The sequence below is a fragment of the Bradyrhizobium sp. LeoB3 genome (genome assembly GCF_055456055.1).
The window spans coordinates 1-18,911 of record NZ_JBVBEF010000124.1 but is presented as its reverse complement, the minus strand read 5'-3'; the positions used below and the strand labels follow the sequence as shown (position 1 = coordinate 18,911).

The 18,911-nt window shown below is 62.2% G+C and carries 18 protein-coding genes and 1 tRNA gene; 12 read left to right on the top strand and 7 right to left on the bottom strand.

Features of this window, described 5'->3' with window-relative positions; genetic code table 11:
- On the bottom strand, positions 1-268 hold a 268-nt coding region (locus ACZXDY_RS40220; protein ID WP_464349316.1), incomplete at its 3' end, for a hypothetical protein.
- A gap of 553 nt (positions 269-821) precedes the next feature.
- Here ACZXDY_RS40220 and ACZXDY_RS40215 point away from each other — a divergent pair.
- Positions 822-2,474 carry a recombinase family protein gene (locus ACZXDY_RS40215; protein WP_464349317.1) on the top strand — a complete coding sequence of 551 codons (1,653 nt, stop codon included), beginning with the start codon at positions 822-824 and terminating at the stop codon, positions 2,472-2,474.
- Here ACZXDY_RS40215 and ACZXDY_RS40210 read toward each other — a convergent pair.
- Positions 2,431-2,507: transfer RNA gene (locus ACZXDY_RS40210), tRNA-Met, on the bottom strand. The genes ACZXDY_RS40215 and ACZXDY_RS40210 overlap by 44 nt on opposite strands.
- A gap of 404 nt (positions 2,508-2,911) precedes the next feature.
- Positions 2,912-3,673, bottom strand: coding sequence for an SDR family NAD(P)-dependent oxidoreductase (locus ACZXDY_RS40205; protein ID WP_464349315.1), 762 nt, complete (start codon positions 3,671-3,673; stop codon positions 2,912-2,914).
- A gap of 150 nt (positions 3,674-3,823) precedes the next feature.
- Between ACZXDY_RS40205 and ACZXDY_RS40200 the strand changes: the two genes are divergently transcribed.
- The gene (locus ACZXDY_RS40200) at positions 3,824-4,606 is read left to right on the top strand and encodes an SDR family oxidoreductase (protein ID WP_464349314.1); all 783 of its coding nucleotides are present in this window, start codon (positions 3,824-3,826) and stop codon (positions 4,604-4,606) included.
- 13 nt (positions 4,607-4,619) lie between these two features.
- Complete coding sequence (locus tag ACZXDY_RS40195; protein WP_464349313.1) at positions 4,620-5,609, top strand: NADPH:quinone reductase; 990 nt, start codon at positions 4,620-4,622, stop codon at positions 5,607-5,609.
- On the opposite strand, the gene ACZXDY_RS40190 is transcribed toward ACZXDY_RS40195, so the two are convergent.
- A complete protein-coding gene (locus ACZXDY_RS40190) occupies positions 5,587-6,042 on the bottom strand; it encodes a DUF3775 domain-containing protein (RefSeq protein ID WP_464349312.1) in 456 nt (151 codons plus the stop codon). The two genes, ACZXDY_RS40195 and ACZXDY_RS40190, sit on opposite strands and share 23 nt — an antisense overlap.
- Positions 6,043-6,158: 116 nt before the next feature.
- Here ACZXDY_RS40190 and ACZXDY_RS40185 point away from each other — a divergent pair, with 116 nt between their 5' ends.
- From ACZXDY_RS40185 to ACZXDY_RS40170, 4 genes are all read left to right on the top strand, one after another.
- Positions 6,159-7,010, top strand: a complete 852-nt coding sequence (locus tag ACZXDY_RS40185; protein WP_464349311.1) for an MBL fold metallo-hydrolase — start codon at positions 6,159-6,161, stop codon at positions 7,008-7,010.
- A 190-nt stretch (positions 7,011-7,200) separates the two neighbouring features.
- Entirely contained in the window at positions 7,201-8,043 is an 843-nt protein-coding gene (locus tag ACZXDY_RS40180) for a fumarylacetoacetate hydrolase family protein (protein ID WP_464349310.1), read from the top strand.
- Positions 8,044-8,183: 140 nt separating this feature from the next.
- A complete protein-coding gene (locus ACZXDY_RS40175; protein WP_464349309.1) occupies positions 8,184-8,801 on the top strand; it encodes a glutathione S-transferase family protein in 618 nt (205 codons plus the stop codon).
- A 13-nt stretch (positions 8,802-8,814) separates the two neighbouring features.
- Positions 8,815-9,684: an MBL fold metallo-hydrolase gene (locus ACZXDY_RS40170; protein WP_464349308.1), complete on the top strand. Its 870-nt coding sequence runs from the start codon at positions 8,815-8,817 to the stop codon at positions 9,682-9,684.
- 183 nt (positions 9,685-9,867) lie between these two features.
- On the opposite strand, the gene ACZXDY_RS40165 is transcribed toward ACZXDY_RS40170, so the two are convergent.
- Positions 9,868-10,410 carry a methylated-DNA--[protein]-cysteine S-methyltransferase gene (locus ACZXDY_RS40165; RefSeq protein ID WP_464349307.1) on the bottom strand — a complete coding sequence of 181 codons (543 nt, stop codon included), beginning with the start codon at positions 10,408-10,410 and terminating at the stop codon, positions 9,868-9,870.
- Positions 10,411-10,523: 113 nt separating this feature from the next.
- On the opposite strand from ACZXDY_RS40165, the gene ACZXDY_RS40160 reads away from it, so the two are divergent.
- Positions 10,524-11,333 (top strand): alpha/beta fold hydrolase, encoded by an 810-nt coding sequence (locus ACZXDY_RS40160; RefSeq protein WP_464349306.1) that lies wholly within the window; start codon positions 10,524-10,526, stop codon positions 11,331-11,333.
- A 20-nt stretch (positions 11,334-11,353) separates the two neighbouring features.
- Here ACZXDY_RS40160 and ACZXDY_RS40155 read toward each other — a convergent pair whose 3' ends face one another.
- Complete coding sequence (locus tag ACZXDY_RS40155) at positions 11,354-13,087, bottom strand: adenylate/guanylate cyclase domain-containing protein (protein ID WP_464349305.1); 1,734 nt, start codon at positions 13,085-13,087, stop codon at positions 11,354-11,356.
- A gap of 407 nt (positions 13,088-13,494) precedes the next feature.
- On the opposite strand from ACZXDY_RS40155, the gene ACZXDY_RS40150 reads away from it, so the two are divergent.
- The 4 genes from ACZXDY_RS40150 to ACZXDY_RS40135 all read left to right on the top strand — a co-directional run bounded on the left by ACZXDY_RS40150 (position 13,495) and on the right by ACZXDY_RS40135 (position 17,831).
- Positions 13,495-14,169: a GntR family transcriptional regulator gene (locus ACZXDY_RS40150; RefSeq protein ID WP_464349304.1), complete on the top strand. Its 675-nt coding sequence runs from the start codon at positions 13,495-13,497 to the stop codon at positions 14,167-14,169.
- A gap of 63 nt (positions 14,170-14,232) precedes the next feature.
- Positions 14,233-15,033, top strand: a complete 801-nt coding sequence (locus tag ACZXDY_RS40145) for a phytanoyl-CoA dioxygenase family protein (protein ID WP_464349303.1) — start codon at positions 14,233-14,235, stop codon at positions 15,031-15,033.
- A gap of 139 nt (positions 15,034-15,172) precedes the next feature.
- Positions 15,173-16,510, top strand: a complete 1,338-nt coding sequence (locus tag ACZXDY_RS40140) for an NAD(P)H-dependent oxidoreductase (protein ID WP_464349302.1) — start codon at positions 15,173-15,175, stop codon at positions 16,508-16,510.
- Between the two features lie 232 nt (positions 16,511-16,742).
- Positions 16,743-17,831, top strand: coding sequence for a TRAP transporter substrate-binding protein (locus ACZXDY_RS40135; protein WP_028168996.1), 1,089 nt, complete (start codon positions 16,743-16,745; stop codon positions 17,829-17,831).
- 190 nt (positions 17,832-18,021) lie between these two features.
- On the opposite strand, the gene ACZXDY_RS40130 is transcribed toward ACZXDY_RS40135, so the two are convergent.
- Positions 18,022-18,633 carry a hypothetical protein gene (locus tag ACZXDY_RS40130; protein WP_464349301.1) on the bottom strand — a complete coding sequence of 204 codons (612 nt, stop codon included), beginning with the start codon at positions 18,631-18,633 and terminating at the stop codon, positions 18,022-18,024.
- Positions 18,634-18,911 lie beyond the last annotated feature (278 nt).

The window sequence follows — 18,911 nt, the reverse complement described above, 5'->3', positions numbered from 1 at the left end:
GGAAAATGATGGCGGAGAGAGTGGGAGTCAAACTCCCGATTTCGATTACTCCACTTCGAAAGACTGAAAGCCGCTGAGTAAACGCTCGCCTGCCTCCTGCAAAGGTTTCGAGTTTGAGCCCGGTTCGATTCCAGTCGGGCGATTGTTGAGCACGGACCGTGCCGGCGCAGATCGCTTGCTGTTCTTTGCGAGCTAATGCCGTCCGCATCCTGCTGGTATTTGTGCTGGTATCGGCAGCAATCGCCGACAAAAGTGGTTTCAAATTCAAATGGTTATGGCTCTAGACAATTATCGGCCAGGGAAGATGAACCCAAGCTTCCGTCGATATGGCGCACGCAAGTCTTGCATCGTTATGGCGAGCTTTCATTCAGCCGAGTTGAACTGCATTGCCTGCGGCACGATTTGATGAAGCAGTTATTTTCTAATCAAGCCGAAGCGCGCAAGTATTCGTACGACGCGAAGATGCGATCCGACACGCGAGGGCCAGAAATCGCCCGATCGAACATACCCGCTGTATCCAGGGCCTGGCATCGAGTTTCTATTATTGTTGCCTATCGTAAAGCTGACGGCGCTCGGGATTATCCCGGCATGATCGACCGTCCATGGCATTGCGATGAAAGACTCCGGCGCTCACAAGCACAAAGATTGCGAAATGTGCAACGAACCGGAGTTGACGCTTGCGCTGCGGAACGGCAACGTACCCGACCCACGTCTCATCGAATTCGTGCGTTTACTGGCTCGCCGCGCAGCGCGGCGCTGGTACGAACAAGCTAACAAGGAGCGATTGTCGAAACGCTCCTGACTTTGCCGGAGACCGTTTGATGAAAGTCGCGCTTTACGCCCGCTACTCCAGCGATAACCAGCGCGATGCATCGATCGCGGACCAATTTCGCGTATGCCGTGCCTATGCCGAGAAGCAGGGTTGGCGAGTTGTTGAGGAGTACTCCGACCACGCGATTTCCGGTGCGTCTCTTCTGCGCGCCGGCGTTCAAGCGCTCATTGCCGACGCCCTGCGTGGGCGTTTTCAAGTGGTATTGGCGGAGGCGATGGATCGCCTCTCACGTGATCAGGAAGACATCGCTGGCGTTTTCAAGCGTATGGACTACGCAAACGTGAAGATCGTCACTCTATCTGAGGGCGAGGTCACACATCTGCATGTCGGTCTCAAGGGCACCATGAATGCCCTCTTCCTCAAGGATCTCGCCGACAAGACGCGCCGAGGTCAGCGAGGACGCGTGGCACTCGGCAAATCTGGCGGTGGCAACTCCTACGGCTATGACGTTGTGAAGCAATTCAATGAACACGGCGAGCCGATACGCGGCGATCGCACGATTAATGCTTCGGAAGCCGAGGTAGTGCGCCGGATCTTTCGCGACTATGTCGTAGGCAAGTCAGCGAAACGCATCGCTATGGAGCTAAATAAGGATGGTATTGCGGCGCCCGGCGGTGGCGATTGGGGTTTCAGCACTATCAACGGTAACACCAAGCGCGGCAATGGCATTTTGAACAACGAAATGTACGTCGGCCGGATCGTTTGGAATCGGCAACGATTCGTCAAAGACCCCGAAACTGGCAAGCGTCAGGCACGTCTAAACCCGGCAGCCGAATGGGTCATTCAAGAAGCACCAGAGTTGCGCATCGTGGATGATGCGCTCTGGAGCGCCACAAAGGCACGGCAAGCGGCGATCAAGACCAAGCGCGATGACAACGGCAACGAAGTGCAAAACAGTTTCCGTGACCGTCGCCGCCCAAAATACCTATTCTCTGGTCTGATAAAGTGCGCCTGCTGCCGTGGTGGATACGCCATGATCTCGGCCGATCTTATCGGCTGCTCTACCGCGAGAAATAAGGGAACTTGCGATAATCGAAGAAGTATTCAGCGCGAGCACTTGGAGCTACGTGTGCTGAATGCGCTGCGATACCACCTAATGGACCCCGCTTTGTTTAGGGAGTTCTGCGACGAATTCACGCGCGAGATGAATCGTCTTCGGATGGAGGGCTCGGCATCGATCGAGGCTGCTCGGTCCGAGATCAAACGGATAGATCGCGAACTCGATACCCTGCTGAACTTGATCCTCAAAGGTGGTGTTGCCGATAGGATCAATTCAAAGATGGTTCAGCTTGAGAACCGTAAGGCCGAGCTCGAACAGGTATTGGTTGACGCGGATGAGCCGCCACCGCTGCTGCACCCCGAGATGGCAACTTTCTATCGAGAACAAGTCAGGGCGCTCCATGAGGCGCTGCAGGCTGATACCGAGGCAACCCGGCTAAAAGCCGGGGAGGTCCTGCGTTCTCTCGTGAAGGAGATCGTCCTCACGCCCGGGGACGAGGAACTGAAGATCGACGTCCGAGGCGATCTGGCGGGAATCCTGGCAATTGCCCTCAAAACGAAGACCCCAGCCACTGGGGCTGGGGTTTCGCAATTTGAGATGGTTGCGGGGATAGGATTTGAACCTATGACCTTCAGGTTATGAGCCTGACGAGCTACCGGGCTGCTCCACCCCGCGTTAAACCGGATTTCCGCCTTGCATGGAGAGAGGCCGAACGTGAGGCGGACAACGCTTGGAAGGGCGCCGCTCGATCCGTTCGAAAACTTCCTGAGAAGGCGACCCGGGGCCGAGGGCAACCGGGCGCGAGGCGTATGTATCAATGCTGATCCGCTTTGGAAAGCCCTTAGGCACAGGTTTTTTGAGGTTTGTGACGGCCAGATTGACGGGATTCGTGCGCGAATCGGACGTTTGGAACCTCCCTTGCCGGAAAGGTCGCAAAAGTGGAGCCTTGGACAGAGCCTCGGACAGAGCCTTGGACCAAGAGAAACAGGGGGCGGCCAGGTGAAGCGCAGCGAAACCCGGAGCCTGCCCGCGAAGATTCCCGGGTTACGCTGCGCTTCACCCGGGCTACGGATGATGGCTCAGTTCAGCAAGAACCCGCCGTCGACCGTCACCACAGTGCCGGTCATGTAGCGCGAGGCTTTTGAGGCCAGCAGCAGGATCGCGCCGTCGAGGTCGGATTCGGCCCCGACCCGGCGCTGCGGAATCCGCTTTGTCAGCTTCTCGCCGGCGGGCGTGGCCCAGAAATCGTGGTTCATCTCGGTGTCGATATAGCCGGGCGCCAGCGCGTTGACGCGGATGTTGTTGCCGGCGAGCTCCAGCGCCATCACCTTGGTGGCCTGGATGATGCCGGCCTTCGAGACCGTGTAGGGCGAGAGGAATTTCATCACACCGAAGCCGAGCACGGAAGCGATGTTGACGATGTTGCCCTCCTGCTTGCGCGCGATCATGCGCCGCGCCAGTTCGGTCGCCAGGAAATAGGCGCCCTTGAGATTGGCGTTGATCACGGCGTCCCAATCCGCCTCGGTCTGCTCGGTCGACAATTTCTCGATGGCGATGCCGGCATTGTTGATGAGCACGCTGACCGGGCCGAAGGCGGCTTCCGCTGCGTCCAGCGCTTTGCCGATGCTGGCGATGTCGGTGACGTCCATCTGCACCGCGCTCGCGCGGCCGCCCTTGCCCCTGATCTCCTCCTCCAGGCTCTTCAGCTTGCCGGTCTGCCGCGCCGCCAGGACGACGGCGGCGCCATGCCCGGAAAGGACGCGGGCGAATTGCCGCCCCAGCCCCTGGCTCGCGCCGGTGATCAAGATGGTTTCCTGGCTCACATCGAACAGATCGGACATGGGTACGTTTCCTAGAACCTGATATGCGCGCATTGATACCTACGATTTCGGCCCATGCAACGCCGCAGGACTTATCAGGCCGCGCGGCGTTGGCTAAAGTGGCCAGCGTCGAACATTTTAGAAACCACCTGACATCACGGGAGTGAAACAGTGGATCTTGGGATCAAAGGCCGCCGTGCCATCGTTTGCGCCTCAAGCAAGGGTCTGGGCCGCGCCTGCGCCATCGCGCTTGCCAATGAGGGGGTCCATGTCACCTTGACGGCGCGCGGCGCGGACGCGCTGAAGAAGACCGCCGACGAGATCCGCAAAGCGCATCCCGACGTCACCGTCACCGAGATCGTCGGTGACATCACGACGCCCGCGGGCCGCGAGGCCGTGCTGAAGGTCTGCCCGGAGCCGGACATCCTGATCAACAATGCCGGCGGTCCGCCGCCCGGCGATTTCCGCAACTGGACCCGCGACGACTGGATCAAGGCGATCGACGCCAACATGCTGACCCCGATCGAGCTGATCAAGGCCACCGTCGACGGCATGATGGCACGGAAATTCGGCCGCATCGTCAACATCACCTCCGCCGCGGTGAAGGCGCCGATCGAGATTTTGGGACTTTCCAACGGTGCGCGCGCCGGCCTCACCGGCTTCGTCGCGGGCCTCTCGCGCAAGACCGTCATCAACAACGTTACCATCAATGCGCTGCTGCCGGGGCCGTTCGAGACCGATCGCCTGCTCGGCACTGCGAAACCGGAAGCCGAGAAGCGCGGCATCACGCCCCAGCAAGTGCTGACCGAGCGCGCCAAGCTCAATCCCGCCGGTCGCTTCGGTGATCCCGAAGAGTTCGGCTACGCCTGTGCGTTCCTGTGCGGCGCCAAGGCCGGCTTCATCACCGGCCAGAACATCCTGCTCGACGGCGGCGCCTTCCCGGGCGCGCTGTGAGGATGGGCACGCTGTGAGAGCGGTCTGGTATGAGCGGACGGGACCGGCGGCGGAGGTCCTGACTTTCGGCGAAGTACCGACGCCGGCGGCGGGTGCGGGCGAAGTGCGCATCCGCCTGGAAGCTTCCGGCGTCAATCCCGCCGATGTCGGCCGCCGCGGCGGCAATTATCGAGCGATGGAATATTCGCGCGTGATCCCGAACAGCGATGGTGCGGGGATCATCGATCAGGTCGGCGACGGCGTGAAGCGGTTCAATGTCGGTGACCGGGTCTGGCTGTTCAACGGCCAGCGCAACGGTCGCGCCTTTGGCACCGCCGCGGAATATATCACGCTCGCCGAGCACCTCGTGACGCCGCTGCCGGACAACCTCACCTTCGCGGAAGGCGCCACCCTCGGCATCCCCGGCATGACCGCGTGGTGCTGTCTGTTCGCGGACGGGCCGATCGTGGGCAAGACCGTGCTGGTTACCGGCGGCGCCGGCGCAGTCGGCCACTATGCCGTGCAATTGGCGAAATGGGGCGGCGCCGAGGTGATCGCAACCGTCAGCTCACCGCACAAGGCCGAGCAGGCGCGCCGGGCGGGCGCCGATCTCGTGATCAACTACAAGGAGGAAGACGTCGTTGCGAAGGCCATGGCATTCACCCATCAACGCGGCGTCGATCGCGTGGTCGATGTCGATTTCGGCGGCAATCTCGCTGCTACGCTGAAGCTGATGGCGGTCAATTCCACGATCGCCGTCTACGCCACCAACGGCAATCGCAACCCCGTCGTGCCGATGCGCGAATTGATGGAGAAATGCATCGCCTTGCGCGCGCTGGTGCTGTTTGCGTTACCACTGCCCTTGCTCGCCGCGGCGCAGGCCGACATCACGAAATGGCTCGCGACCGGACCCCGCCTGCACAACATCGCCGGCCAGTTTGCGTTGTCGGAAACGGCGCAGGCTCATCTGGCGGTTGAGAAGGGCGACAAGCTCGGCACCGTTATCGTTGATTGCGCTCGTTGACCGACCGCTCACTCTCGCTGGATGATTCCGCCGAAGTGCGCTCGTCGGTCCAGGGACGATCGAACTGCTCGAGTCCCTCGGCCAACAGATCGCCCAGCATGGGTTCGCCGAGCAGATAGCGCGCGGTGCGTCCGTTATATTGATCGGCGGCCTCTCGCCGCAGATCGTCCCATTCCTCGATCGGGCGATCGCCGCGCCCAAGCCGCATCAGGGCGACGAGGTCGATCTGCTCGTCTTCGGAAAGAGCGCGGATGAAGCCCCTGATTTCCCGCTCGACCGGATCCTGGCCATCATCTTCCAGCACATCGATCATCTCGTCGTCAGTGGCATTCGAGCCGGAATCCGGGTCGGATGCCGCTTCCTTGACATCGAATTCCCGCGCTTTCTCGATCAAAAAACCGACTTTATCGGTCGATATCGACAGTTCGGCCATTGCGCGCTCCCGTTCTCGCGATCCGATAACGCCGGATCATCCGAGATGATCCATTGCGCGGGCAAGCGGAAACCAGCATCTTCGCGATAACAAGCATTTCAATAAGGAAGCCGCCGATGGAGTGGAAAGTAGGCAGGGTCAAGATCACCAAGGTCGTCGAATTGGAGACGGTCGGGCATACCCGTTTCATCCTGCCGCTCGCGACCAACGAGGAAGTCCAGAAGCTGCCATGGCTCATTCCGCATTTCGCCACCGACGAAGGCCGGCTGAAAATGTCGATCCATTCGCTGCTGGTGGAGACGCCGACACGACGGATCATCGTCGACACCGGGCTCGGCAACGACAAGCAGGGTCGCAACGTGCCGAGCTGGAACAACCGCAAGCATCCCTTCCTGGAGACGTTAACCGCGGCGGGCTTTCCCCCCGATAGCATCGACACCGTGCTGTGCACGCACCTGCATGTCGACCATGTCGGCTGGAACACGAAGCTCGTCGACGGCCAATGGGTGCCGACCTTTCCCAAGGCCCGCTACGTATTCGGCCAGACCGAATTCGAGCATTGGCGCGAGCACGGCAAATCGCCTGACCACATCGCGGTGTTCACCGATTCCGTGAAGCCGATCGCGGATGCCGACAGGGCCGACCTCGTGCCCTCCGACCACCGCCTGACGGAGGAGATCACGCTGATCCCGACGCCCGGCCACAGCCCGGGCCATATGAGCATCCACATCCGCTCCGACGGCGAGGAAGGGCTGCTCACCGGCGACGTCGCCCACCATCCCTGCCAGATGGCCCATCCGGACTGGTCCTCGACGGCGGATTCGGACCATAAGCAATCGGCGGCGACGCGGCGCGAATTGTTCTCCCGCTTTGCCGATACGCCGACGCTGGTGATCGGCGGCCATTTCACCGCCGGTCACATCAAGCGCGAGGGGGAGGCCTTCAAGTTCATGGCGCTGGACAATTAGTAAGGGTCGGCAAAGCGGCTTGTCCGCCGTAGCGTGCCCACCATTGCGAGCGATGCGTTTGATGGTAAGTGCGCCTTTGCCCACCCCACCTACCCGCCCCGCGCTTTCGGCAGTTGAATTTCGCCCCGCGCTGCTCCATGAAGCGTCCTAAGTCCGTGAATTCCAAAAACCCTGTAGGGAGTGATCAAAAATGAAGCTTGTTCGTTACGGCGCGAAGGGTGAGGAAAAGCCCGGCCTGATCGATAAATCCGGCCAGTTGCGCGACCTGTCGGCGCATCTGAAGGACCTCACCGGCGAGGCTTATTCGCCGGAATCCCTGGCCAAGCTGGCCGCGCTCGATCCGTCCAAGCTGCCTGCTGTTCCCGGCAACCCGCGCTTCGGCGCGCCGGTCACCGGAATCTCGAAATTCGTCGCCATCGGGCTGAACTACACCGACCATGCCAAGGAAACCGGCAATCCCATTCCGTCCGAGCCGATCTTCTTCCTGAAAGCCAACACCGCCCTCTCCGGCCCGAACGACGCCGTGGAGAAGCCGCGCGGCTCGACCAAGCTCGATTGGGAAGTGGAGATCGCCGCTATCATCAGCACCCGCGCCAAATATGTCTCCGAGGCCGACGCGCTCAACCATGTCGCCGGCTATTGCGTCTGCAATGACGTGTCGGAGCGCAATTTCCAGATCGAGCGTCTGGGACAGTGGACCAAGGGCAAGTCGCACGACACCTTCGGCCCGCTCGGCCCCTGGCTCGTCACCAAGGACGAGGTTCCGAACGTGCAGAGCCTCTCGATGTGGCTCGACGTCAACGGCCAACGCCGCCAGACCGGTTCGACCTCGACCATGATCTTCTCGATGGCCAAGTGCATCTCCTACGTCTCGCAGTTCATGACGCTGTTGCCCGGCGACATCGTCACGACCGGCACCCCGCCCGGCGTCGGCACCGGCATGAAGCCGCCGCAGTACCTCAATGTCGGCGACGTCGTGACGCTGGGCATCGAGAGCCTGGGCGAGCAGCGCCAGGAGATTGTCGCGGCGTAATGCGGCGCTTCACCGGTGGGCGCTAGCTCGTCATGGCCGGGCTTGTCCCGGCCATCCACGCTTGTCGCTTCGAGGACGTGGATGCCCGGGACAAGCCCGGGCATGACGGCGAAACAGAACTCCCGAGGGAATTCACCCAGATGAAGCTTAGCTTCTCGCCCGCCTCGCCATTTGCCCGCAAAGTGCGCATTGCTGCGATCGAGACCGGGCTGATCGACAAGATCGAACTGGTGCCCACCACGGTCGCGCCAGGCACCGCGAACGATGCCTACACGCGCGACATCAACCCGCTGAAGAAACTGCCGGTCCTGATCCTCGATGACGGCGACGTCATCCTCGATTCCTACGTCATCGTCGAATATCTCGACGATCTCGCCGGCGGCGGCAAATTGATTCCGGCCTCCGGACCGGCGCGTTGGAAGGCGAAAACCGACCACTCGCTGCTGCAGGGCATGCTCGATTCCATGCTGTTGTGCCGGTACGAGAAGATGGTGCGGCCGCAGGGCTTGCAGTGGCAGGCCTGGTATGACGACCACTGGAACCGGGCCTGGGCCGGCATGGCGCGGTTCGAGCAGCGGGAGGATGTGCTTTCCGGGCCGTTCAACGTTGCGCAGATCGGACTGGTTTGCGTGCTCGGCTATGCCGACCTCCGCTTCTCCGACTGCGGCTGGCGCAAGGCCTATCCGAAGCTTGATACGTTCAACCAGAAGATGCTGGAACGGCCATCAGTCAAGATCTCGGTGCCGCCGCCAGCCTGAAGCGGAGTCTGCCATGAGCCTCATCTTCTCGATCGGCGACCTCACCATCCACCGCATCATCGAGCAGGAGACAGCATTCCTGCCGGCGCTGGACATGCTGCCCGGCCTGACACCGGACATGCTGGCCGAGAACCGGGCCTGGATGCGCGAGGCCAAGGCGCTCGACGATAGCGACGTGCTGCTCTTGTGCTTCCAGTCCTACGTCGTGAAGACGCCGCATCATACCATCCTGATCGATAGCTGTATCGGCAACGACAAGCCGCGCCCGCAGCGGCCGAAATGGAACATGAAGACCGACGACACCTATATGCGCGGCCTCGCCGCGGCCGGGTGCTCGGTCGAAGACATCGACTATGTGATGTGCACGCATCTGCATGTCGACCATGTCGGCTGGAACATGCGACTGGAAAACGGCCGCTGGGTGCCGACGTTCCCAAAAGCGCGCTACGTCTTTGCCAAGGGCGAGTTCGACTACTGGACCGCGCAGAACGAAAAGAGCGAGGTGCCACCCTTCGTCGACAGCGTGCTGCCGATCGTGGAGTCAAAGCGCGAGGCGATCGTGACTGACGATTTCGCCATCGGCGACCATACGCGCATCCTGCCGACCCCCGGCCATACGCCGGGTCACGTCGCCTTCACCCTTGGGCGCGGCAAGGACGACGCCGTGTTCTCCGGCGATCTCATGCACTCGCCGCTGCAGACGCATTATCCGGAACTGTCGGCGAAGTTCGACGTCGACCAGGCGCAGGCGGCGCGGACGCGGCGCAGTTTCCTGGAGCGCTATTGCGATACCGATACGCTCTGCTGCACCGCGCATTTCCCCTCGCCCTCGGTCGGCAAGATCAAGCGGAGCGGCGACGGGTTCGCGTGCGAGGCGGTGTAGCTGTCGGAGGGGAGCTGCGGCTCGGCCGCGTTCTCCTCACCTCTCCCATAGGGAGAGGTCGGCGCGTAGCGCCGGATGAGGGGCTACGCTCTATCGAGGGACCTGAACCCCTCACCCGGATCGCTGACGCGATCCGACCTCTCCCTATGGGAGAGGTGTTCGAGCCCGCGGCACCATCAGAGCTCAATCGAACAAGCTCGGCGTGTGGTTGACGATCGCGCCCTCGATCTCGAGCATCTTCAGCTTCGTCACCACGCCGCCATTCGCCGAGAAGCCGCCGGGCTTGTTGCCGGCCGCGAGCACGCGATGGCAGGGCACGACGATCGGGCAGGGGTTGCGGCCGAGCGCCTGGCCGACGTCGCGCGACAGCTCGACGCCGCCAAGCTGCTTGGCGATCTCGCCATAGGTCATGGTCTTGCCCGGAGGGATCCTGCGCGCGATATCGTAGACGCCGCGGTTGAACTCCGGCACGCCGTCGAGATCGAGCACGACCTCGGCAAGGTCGTTCGGCTTGCCCGCGAGCAGTTCGATCATGGCTTCGATCGCGCGTCTCACTTCCACTGGCGGTGCGGCTTCCGTCACCTCGCCGCCCCGCTGCCGGATGCGTTTGCGGGTGTTTTCCTCGCTGCCCATCGGCAGTTGCACGCCGGTGATACCGTATTCGCCCCACATTACGCCGCAGGCACCGATCACGGTGTCGAAGATCGCAAAATGCTGGTCGGTCATGGCTTGCTCCATATCCGCGGATTCGACATGTCGAGCTTTCTCCTTGCAATGGAATCTAGGCTTGGAGAATGTTGCTATCCACCCGAATCCTGCGGGAACTTGCGAGCATCCCCATGCAAACCCTTCGCGTCAACGGATACGACATGGCCTATCTCGAGGTGGGCGAAGGGCCGCCATTGGTGTGCGTGCACGGCTCGCTCTGCGATTTCCGCATCTGGTCGGCGACGCTGGGACTTCTGTCGCGCAAGCACCGCGTGATCACGGTCAGCCTCCGGCACTTCTTCCCCGACCGCTGGAATGGCGTCGGCGACACCTATTCGATCGCCCAGCACGTCGAAGACGTCATCGCCTTCATCGAGCAGATCGAACCGAAACCGGTCGGCCTGATGGGCCACTCGCGCGGCGGACACGTCTCCTTCCGCGTCGCGCAGCGGCGGCCTGATCTGCTGCGCAAATTGATCCTGGCCGAGCCCGGCGGCGAGCTGGATGAGACGCTCGATCCCGACTTCAAGCCGGGCCCCTCCCCGCTGGCAGCGCGGATCGCCGCCTCCGCCGAAATCATCGCCAAGGGCGACATCGATGGCGGGCTGCAGATCTTCATCGACGCGCTGGAAGGCCCCGGCGCCTGGAAGCGGCTGCCGGCGGCGGTGAAAGAGCCGTTGCGCGACAACGCGACGACGCTGATCGGCCAGACTCGCGACAAGCGGCCGCCGTTCTCGAAGGCGGACGCCGAAGCGATCAGGACACCGACACTGTTCATCGGCGGCGCCAACACCAGAGGCGCACTGCCGAAGGTACTGCACACGCTGGCGGCCAATGTGAAGGATTCGCGCACCGAGATCATCCCGGGCACGACGCATCCGATGTTCGAGCAGGCCCCGCAGCGCTACTGCGAGATCGTGCTGGATTTTCTGGCGGGATGACGTCGGTCATATCAGCCGCATCACTTGTGATCGAGATACCATGAGCCATCCCAGGCATCGGCGGGCGGATTTGTCTTGAAGCCTTCGATGCGGTTGACAAAGGTCATGGATGGTCCGTCGGCGGGAACCGCTTCAAGTGCCTCCTTGAAGGCCGCAAGCGCCTCGTCCCAACGTTGGGCGCGATAAGCGGCCAGTCCCTCGGAGTATCGCTTCAACAATGCCGATTGTGCCGGGCTGAGCTCGCCCTTGCGCCCGATGATCTCGAACACCGTCACCGGCCGCGTCTGGCCAACGACGACCAGCCGATCGACCTCGCGAAACTCGATCGCATCGGCGGCCGCTTTCACGGTCGCTTCGGAAACCAGGGCATGGCTGCCGTATATCTTGTTCACGCCCTCCAGGCGCGAGGCAAGGTTCACCGCGTCCCCCATGACGGTGTAGCTCATCATGAATTCCGAGCCGATGCTTCCCACCAGCACCTCGCCGGTCGCAACGCCGATGCGAACGTCGCACTCGCTCGGTACCGACCGCACACCGAGCAGCTCGGGCAATTCCGTCCGCAATGCCGTACCACGATCGGCCATGTCGACGGCGGCAAGGCAGGCAAGCCGCGCTTGTTCGGCATCCTCGTTGAATGGCGGGCCCCAATAGGCCATGATCGCATCTCCGATATATTTGTCGATGATCCCATGATGGCTGCGGATCGGGCCCGACATGGTCGAGAGGTAGTGATTCATCACCTTGACCAATCCCTGCGGTGTCATTCCTTCGCTGAGGCTGGTGAAGCCCTTCATGTCGCAGAACAGCACGGTCATGATGCGGCGCTGACCGTCGGTCGCGGTCAATGATTGTCTCTCAATCAGCCCCTCCACGACTCGCGGATCGATGTATCTGCCGAAGGTCTCACGCATCCGCTCCTTGTGGCGCAATTGCTCCACCATCTTGTTGAACGCCGTTGTCAGTTGGCCGATCTCGTCTCGCGTCGTGACGTCGATCGAGCCATCGAGCCGACCGGCTTCGACGGCGCGGGTGCCCTCCAGCAAGCGCCTGACCGGCCGCGTGATGCCGGTGCTTACGAAGAACGAGAACAGCAGGCCCAGTATCGCGGCGAGTGCTGTCAGAATGACCGAGATCAAGATCGAGCTCTGCTGATCTCTCATCGTCACCGCGGCGTCCGCGCGCACCTGCGCCAGCATCTCCCCGCGGACCTCGTCCACTCTCTGGTTGAGTTCATTGCGCAGGGCTTCGGTGCGAGCAAGGCTGGCATTGACTTCGGCAAGATTGCCGGCTTCGAGCAGCGGCAGCAGCCGTTTGTGCTCCTCACCCAGATAGCGGCGGAGGTCGTTATTCAGCGTCTCAATTCGATCGTCGATCCGGCCCAGCCTCGCGTTGTCGGATTCGGTGGAAAGATCCGCGATGATCGCGTTGATGAGGCCACGCGCGGTCTTCGCTTCCTGATCGACTTGCAGACCCTTGGCCTCGTAAACTTTCTGCTGCTCGGCCATGGCGGCCTGGTCCGGCGGTGAATGCATGCCTGCGATCACCATCCTGCGGAGCGCCAATGCCTGCTCCAGCGAACGGACGTTCATCCGCGCCAGATGACCGTAAGCTTCGACATATTTCGTCGTCAGCTCATCGAGCTGGTGGGCGATCCTCCTTGCCATCACCGTCGACAACACCGAGATGATGGCCATCAGCACGATGAGGCCCATGGCGATGCCAAGGATTCGGTTTCTGATTGTCGGTTGCAGCATGAACCGGCGCTCTGACATGACAGGCGGAATCTTCGAAGCAAGAACGGGATGACACGAGAATGGGAAGCACGGCCGATCGAGACCTCGCCAATCAAGACGTCCGATCGGCATCGAGCAAATTTAGCACAGTTCCAGAGACCCGATTGAGTGTCGTTTTCAGCGCCACCGAGACTGGCAGGCTTTTTCTGCGCGGACTCCAAGTCCTCAATAGTGAATTCGGGACAAGACGAAGCCGCCGCTGAGGAGGCTTTCGGAAAAGCTCCTCACGGGCTCCCTATGCATAGTGCCGACATAGGGCTGCTGTCGCTCGACCGGGGCAGGTCGGCCAGGTTTCACCTTGACCGGACCTCGGACCGGGGTTAGCTTCACCGAATACGGAATTCCGTATTCCGAAGGAAACGCCCGGCATGCTCCCGCTCGAGCCGCTACCCAACCTGATCGACCAGGTCTATGCGCGGATCCTGGAGGCGATCATTGACCGTACGCTGCCGCCGGGGCAGCGGATCACCCAGAACGAGCTTGCCGAGAAGCTTGGCGTGTCGCGCCAGCCGGTGTCCCACGCGCTGCATCTGCTGCACCGCCAGGGATTGGTCGCCGAAAGCGGCCGCCGCGGCTTCGAGGTGACCCAGCTTGATCCGCAGCGCATCCGCCAGCTCTACGAAGTCCGCGGCGCGATCGACGCGCTGGCGGCACAGCTTGCCGCCGGGCACAGCAGGACCGATGCCTCCGGCCGCGAGCGGCTGAACGCGGCGCTGACGGCCGGACGCGCGATCGATGCGAAGACGCCCCTCGCCGAACTGATCGCGCGCGATGTCGACTTCCACAGCGCGATCTATCTGCTGTCAGGCAATCCCGCGATCGAGGAGATGATCGCGCCGCAATGGGCGCATATGCGCCGCTCGATGGCGACCGTGCTCGCCGAGCTCGATTATCGCGAAAGCGCCTGGGCCGAGCATGAGCAGATCGCCGCGCATATCTTCGCCGGCAATGGCAAGGCGGCCGAGGCCGCGGCGTCAGCGCATGCGCAGACGGCAGGACGGATGACGGAGGAGAGATTGAGGGTAGCGACCATCGCTGCGTGACGCTCCGTCAAGGCCGGCCATGGCGACTGAGAGATCAACGATAAACCAAAAGGAGGAAACACCATGAAACTGACGCCAGAGCAGATCGAATTCTTCAACCGCGAGGGCTGGCTGTTCCTGCCCGAATTGTTCAGCCAGGAAGAGGTGGATTTCCTCGCCCGCGAGGCGGTGAGTATCTACGACGCCAACCGCCCCGAGGTGTGGCGCGAGAAGAGCGGTGCGCCGCGCACCGCCTTTGCCGCGCATCTCTACAACGAGGCCTTCGGCGCCCTCGGCGCACATCCGCGCATGATCGAGCCGATCGAGCAGATCTTCGGCGAGAAGGTCTACATGCATCAGTTCAAGATCAACGCGAAGGCGGCCTTCACCGGCGATGTCTGGCAGTGGCACCAGGATTACGGCACCTGGAAGCGCGACGACGGCATGCCGGAGCCGCGCGCGATGAACATCGCGATCTTCCTCGACGAGGTGATGCCGATCAATGGCCCCTTGATGCTGGTGCCGAAGAGCCACCATGCCGGCGACCTCAAGGCCGCTCATGACCTTCAGACCACCTCCTATCCGCTGTGGACGCTGGACGAGGAGACCGTGACGCGCCTGGTGAAGGATGGCGGCATCGTCGCGCCGACCGGCAAGGCGGGCGGCATGCTGATGTTCCACGGCAATCTGGTGCATGGATCGAGCGGCAACATCACACCCTATCCGCGCAAGATCGTGTACCTGACACTGAACGCGGTCTCGAACTACATCCGCACGCCGACGCGGCCGGAATACATCGCCCATCGCGATTTCACGCCGATCCAGACGGTCGCCGACGACGCGCTGGTCCGGCTGGCGCGTGCGCCGCGGCAGGCGGCGGAGTAGTCTTCCTGTCATTCCGGGACGCGCGAAGCGCGGGCCCGGAATCCATTTCTCCGCGCGCGCATGCGGCCCGATGGATTCCGGGCTCGACGCTTCGCGTCGCCCCGGAATGACCAAGCCAATCATCATCGGATATCCCGCCATGAACCTCCACCACCTCCTCAAAGCCCGCGCCGCCGCCGGCAAGCCGGTTCGCGTGGCGCTGATCGGCGCCGGAAAATTCGGCTCAATGTTCTTGTCACAGGTGCCGCACACGCCGGGATTGGAGGTGCCGATCGTTGTCGATCTCGACCGCGACCGCGCGCGCGAGGCGTGCCGCACCGTCGGCTGGGATGAGGATCGGATCAAGGCCACGACGTTCACCGATGACGGCGCGCGGGCGATTGCCGGCGGCGCGATGGATGTGGTGGTGGAGGCAACCGGCAATCCGGCGGTCGGCATCAGACACGCGCGCGCGGCGATCGCGGCCGGCAAGCACATCGTCATGGTCAACGTCGAGGCCGACGTGCTGGCGGGCCCGCTGCTCGCGGAGGAGGCCCGCAAGGCCGGGGTGGTCTATTCGCTCGCTTACGGCGACCAGCCGGCACTGACGGCGGAAATGGTCGATTGGGCACGCGCCACCGGTTTTCGTGTCGTTGCCGCCGGCAAGGGCACGAAGTATCTGCCTGTTTATCACGACGTGACGCCCGAAGGCGTTTGGAGCCACTACGGCCTCACCGCCGGCGAGGCGCAATCCGCCGGCATGAATCCGCAGATGTTCAACTCCTTCCTCGACGGCACCAAGTCCGCGATCGAGATGGCGGCGATTGCTAACGCTACCGGCCTCGACGTGCCCTCCGATGGCCTTTTGTTTCCGCCCTGCGGCGTCGACGATCTCCCGCATATTTTGCGGCCGCGCGAGAAAGGTGGCGTGCTGGAGAAGTCGGGCGTGGTGGAGGTGGTGTCGTCGATCGAGCGCGACGGCCGTCCGGCCTTCCGCGACCTGCGCTGGGGCGTCTATGTCGTGCTGGAAGCGCCGAACGATTATGCCGCCGATTGCTTCAAGCAATACGGGCTGAAGACGGACGCCTCCGGCCGCTATGCGGCGATGTACAAGCCCTATCATCTGATCGGATTGGAGCTGAACATCTCGGTCCTGTCGGCAGCATTACGCAATGAGCCGACCGGCCAGCCGCACGGCTTTCGCGGCGATGTCGCCGCCGTCGCCAAGCGCGATCTGCGTGCGGGCGAGGAGCTCGATGGCGAAGGCGGCTACACGGTGTGGGGCAAGCTGATGCCGGCACACGCAAGCCTTGCCGCCGGCGCATTGCCGATCGGGCTCGCCCATCGCGTGAAGCTGAAGAACAATATCGCGCATGGCGCGGTGGTGCGCTGGAGCGATGTCGAGATCGACGCGAATAACGAGACGATCAAGACGCGCAAGGCGATGGAAGCGGCGTTCGGCGGGACGAAGGCAAGCGCCGAGCGCGTGCGCGCCTGACAATTGAGCGCGCGCTTCGCAACTGCGATAGAGCATTGCGCTTGATTATCGCTGGGCGAACGGTCATGCTCGCTGACGGAACCGGAAATTTCGGAATTCCGCTAACAAGAGCCTGTTGAAGGCCTGCGAACCCAATCACCACAATCCAGCGTCGGTCACCGACGAAGCCAAAAACGACACTCAAGATCGTTGTCCCTCGTCGAGGTATCGACACCAGCAGAGGGGAAACGCAATGAAACGTCGTGAGTTCTTGAAGGCAGGCGGCATCTCGCTCGCCGCGAGCGCCATTGCTGCGCCCGCGGTTGCGCAATCGATGCCGGAAGTGAAATGGCGCCTCGCGGCGAGTTGGCCGAAGGCGCTCGATACGCTCTATGGCGGCTGCGAATTTTTCTGCAGGCGGGTCGCCGAGATCACCGACAACAGATTCCAGATCCAGCCGTTCGCGGCCGGTGAAATCGTGCCCGGCCTGCAGGTGCTCGATGCCGTGTCGAACGGCACGGTCGAGATCGGCAACACCGCGCTCTATTACTACTGGGGCAAGAACCCGGCCTTCACGTTCGGCACGTCGCTGCCGTTCGGCCTCAACACGCGCCAGCACATCTCCTGGCTGCAATGGGGCGGCGGACAGGACCTGCTCAACGATCTCCTCAAGGAATATGGCTGCACCAGCGTCCCGACCGGCTCGACAGGCGCGCAGATGGGCGGCTGGTTCCGCAAGGAGATCAAGTCCACGGCAGACCTTCAGGGCCTCAAATTCCGCGTCGGCGGCTTTGCCGGCACCATCATCGCCAAGGTCGGCGGCGTGCCGCAGCAGATCGCGGGCGGAGACATCTATCCGGCGCTTGAGAAGGGCACTATCGACGCTGCTGAATGGGTCGGCCCCTATGACGACGAGAAGCTCGGCTTCGTGAAGGTCGCGAAGTTCTATTATTACCCCGGCTGGTGGGAAGGCACCGGCCAGGGCCACAACGTCATGAATCTCGACAAGTGGAACAACCTGCCGAAGCATTATCAGGCCGCGGTCCAGGCCGCTTCCGAAGACGCCTTCACCTGGGTCACCGGCAAATATGACGCCGTCAATCCACCGGCGCTCAAACGGCTGATCGTCGCCGGCGCGCAGCTCCGCCCCTTCCCGCAGGAAGTGCTGGAGAGCTGCTACAACGCCGCGAACGAGATCTATGCCGATCTCGCCAAGACCAACCCGCACTTCAAGAAGATGTATGCAAGCCTTTCGGCCTACCGCAACGAGTCGCTGGCCTGGATGCAGGTCGCCGAATTGAGCTTCGACAGCTTCATGATGCGGATGCGGACGCGGACGTAAGTGAGCGAGCGGCAAGAAACGACGAAAGCCCCGGAGACGCTCCGGGGCTCTGTCATTCCGGGGCGCGCGGAGCGCGAGCCCGGAATCCATCCAACCGCATAGCGCGTGGCGAAATGGATTCCGGGCTCGCGACTTCGTCGCGCCCCGGAATGACGGGCGCGACGAACGCCGCTTATCGCGGCAAGCACCGTCACTCCTGGTCGCTAGCCCCGAGAACCTCGGCAAGCTTGTCGTAGTATTTCGTCACAAGATCGATATTGCCCTTGTTCTCGACTGCAGGCTGCGGCGACTTCAGGGCCTCGTTAAGGTCGGCCAGCGCTTCCTTCTTGTCCTTTGCCGACATTTTCTTGTCGGCCTGGACCTGCGCGATCTGCGCCTTGATGACGGCTTCGGGGCCGACATATTTCTTGGTCTGCGGATCGAAGCCGCCGAGCACCAGGCTGATATTGTCGACGACGGTATTGTACTCGTCGTAGCTCGAAAAGCCGTGCTTCTTGGCGATGCCATCGAGCTGTGCGGTGATCTTCGGATCGGGCTTCGCGTCATCGGGAAGCTTGGACGTGATCGGATCCATTTCCTTTGTGGCGGCAAGCGCGTTTTCGATCTGCTTATCAGTCAGCGCGATCTGCTTGAGCTGCGGCTCCTGCTGCGCCGGAGCGGCTTGTGCCGGCGGCTGCTTGGCCGACGGCGCCGTCTGCTGCTTGGCCTGTGCCAGCACGTCGGTTGTGGATAACGTCGCGATCGGAAGCGCGAGGCAGGCTGCACTCAGCGCAACAAAGGCAGGGCGGAAGATCTCACGCATGGCAGTCTCCTCGTTTCTTGGGGGCTCGTTCGAGTTATTGGCCGGCAGAAGGTAGGGAACCAAGGGGTACGGAAATCGGCATGAACCCCGAATGAACTCGCGGACGGCACGCTAAGTGCGAATCGTGGCTGAAATGATCACGCACCGTTCATAGCTCCGTGATTGGACGGCCGAACTGAAGGTCCGACATCGTTAGCGCAAAAACAAAAACGCCGCCTCCGGAGGGAGGCGGCGTCTTGTTTTGATCGTGACACGTAAAGAGGAAATTCCATTGTCCT

What these genes read in the sequence shown, in the direction of transcription:
- ACZXDY_RS40170 (WP_464349308.1), top strand. Translation starts at nt 8,815, where the DNA reads ATGAGCCTCATCTTCTCGATCGGCGACCTCACCATCCACCGCATCATC.
- ACZXDY_RS40140 (WP_464349302.1), top strand. Translation starts at nt 15,173, where the DNA reads ATGAACCTCCACCACCTCCTCAAAGCCCGCGCCGCCGCCGGCAAGCCG.
- ACZXDY_RS40175 (WP_464349309.1), top strand. Translation starts at nt 8,184, where the DNA reads ATGAAGCTTAGCTTCTCGCCCGCCTCGCCATTTGCCCGCAAAGTGCGC.
- ACZXDY_RS40165 (WP_464349307.1), bottom strand. Translation starts at nt 10,410, where the DNA reads ATGACCGACCAGCATTTTGCGATCTTCGACACCGTGATCGGTGCCTGC.
- ACZXDY_RS40135 (WP_028168996.1), top strand. Translation starts at nt 16,743, where the DNA reads ATGAAACGTCGTGAGTTCTTGAAGGCAGGCGGCATCTCGCTCGCCGCG.
- ACZXDY_RS40215 (WP_464349317.1), top strand. Translation starts at nt 822, where the DNA reads ATGAAAGTCGCGCTTTACGCCCGCTACTCCAGCGATAACCAGCGCGAT.
- ACZXDY_RS40180 (WP_464349310.1), top strand. Translation starts at nt 7,201, where the DNA reads ATGAAGCTTGTTCGTTACGGCGCGAAGGGTGAGGAAAAGCCCGGCCTG.
- ACZXDY_RS40145 (WP_464349303.1), top strand. Translation starts at nt 14,233, where the DNA reads ATGAAACTGACGCCAGAGCAGATCGAATTCTTCAACCGCGAGGGCTGG.
- ACZXDY_RS40190 (WP_464349312.1), bottom strand. Translation starts at nt 6,042, where the DNA reads ATGGCCGAACTGTCGATATCGACCGATAAAGTCGGTTTTTTGATCGAG.
- ACZXDY_RS40155 (WP_464349305.1), bottom strand. Translation starts at nt 13,087, where the DNA reads ATGCTGCAACCGACAATCAGAAACCGAATCCTTGGCATCGCCATGGGC.
- ACZXDY_RS40130 (WP_464349301.1), bottom strand. Translation starts at nt 18,633, where the DNA reads ATGCGTGAGATCTTCCGCCCTGCCTTTGTTGCGCTGAGTGCAGCCTGC.
- ACZXDY_RS40160 (WP_464349306.1), top strand. Translation starts at nt 10,524, where the DNA reads ATGCAAACCCTTCGCGTCAACGGATACGACATGGCCTATCTCGAGGTG.
- ACZXDY_RS40150 (WP_464349304.1), top strand. Translation starts at nt 13,495, where the DNA reads ATGCTCCCGCTCGAGCCGCTACCCAACCTGATCGACCAGGTCTATGCG.
- ACZXDY_RS40185 (WP_464349311.1), top strand. Translation starts at nt 6,159, where the DNA reads ATGGAGTGGAAAGTAGGCAGGGTCAAGATCACCAAGGTCGTCGAATTG.
- ACZXDY_RS40205 (WP_464349315.1), bottom strand. Translation starts at nt 3,673, where the DNA reads ATGTCCGATCTGTTCGATGTGAGCCAGGAAACCATCTTGATCACCGGC.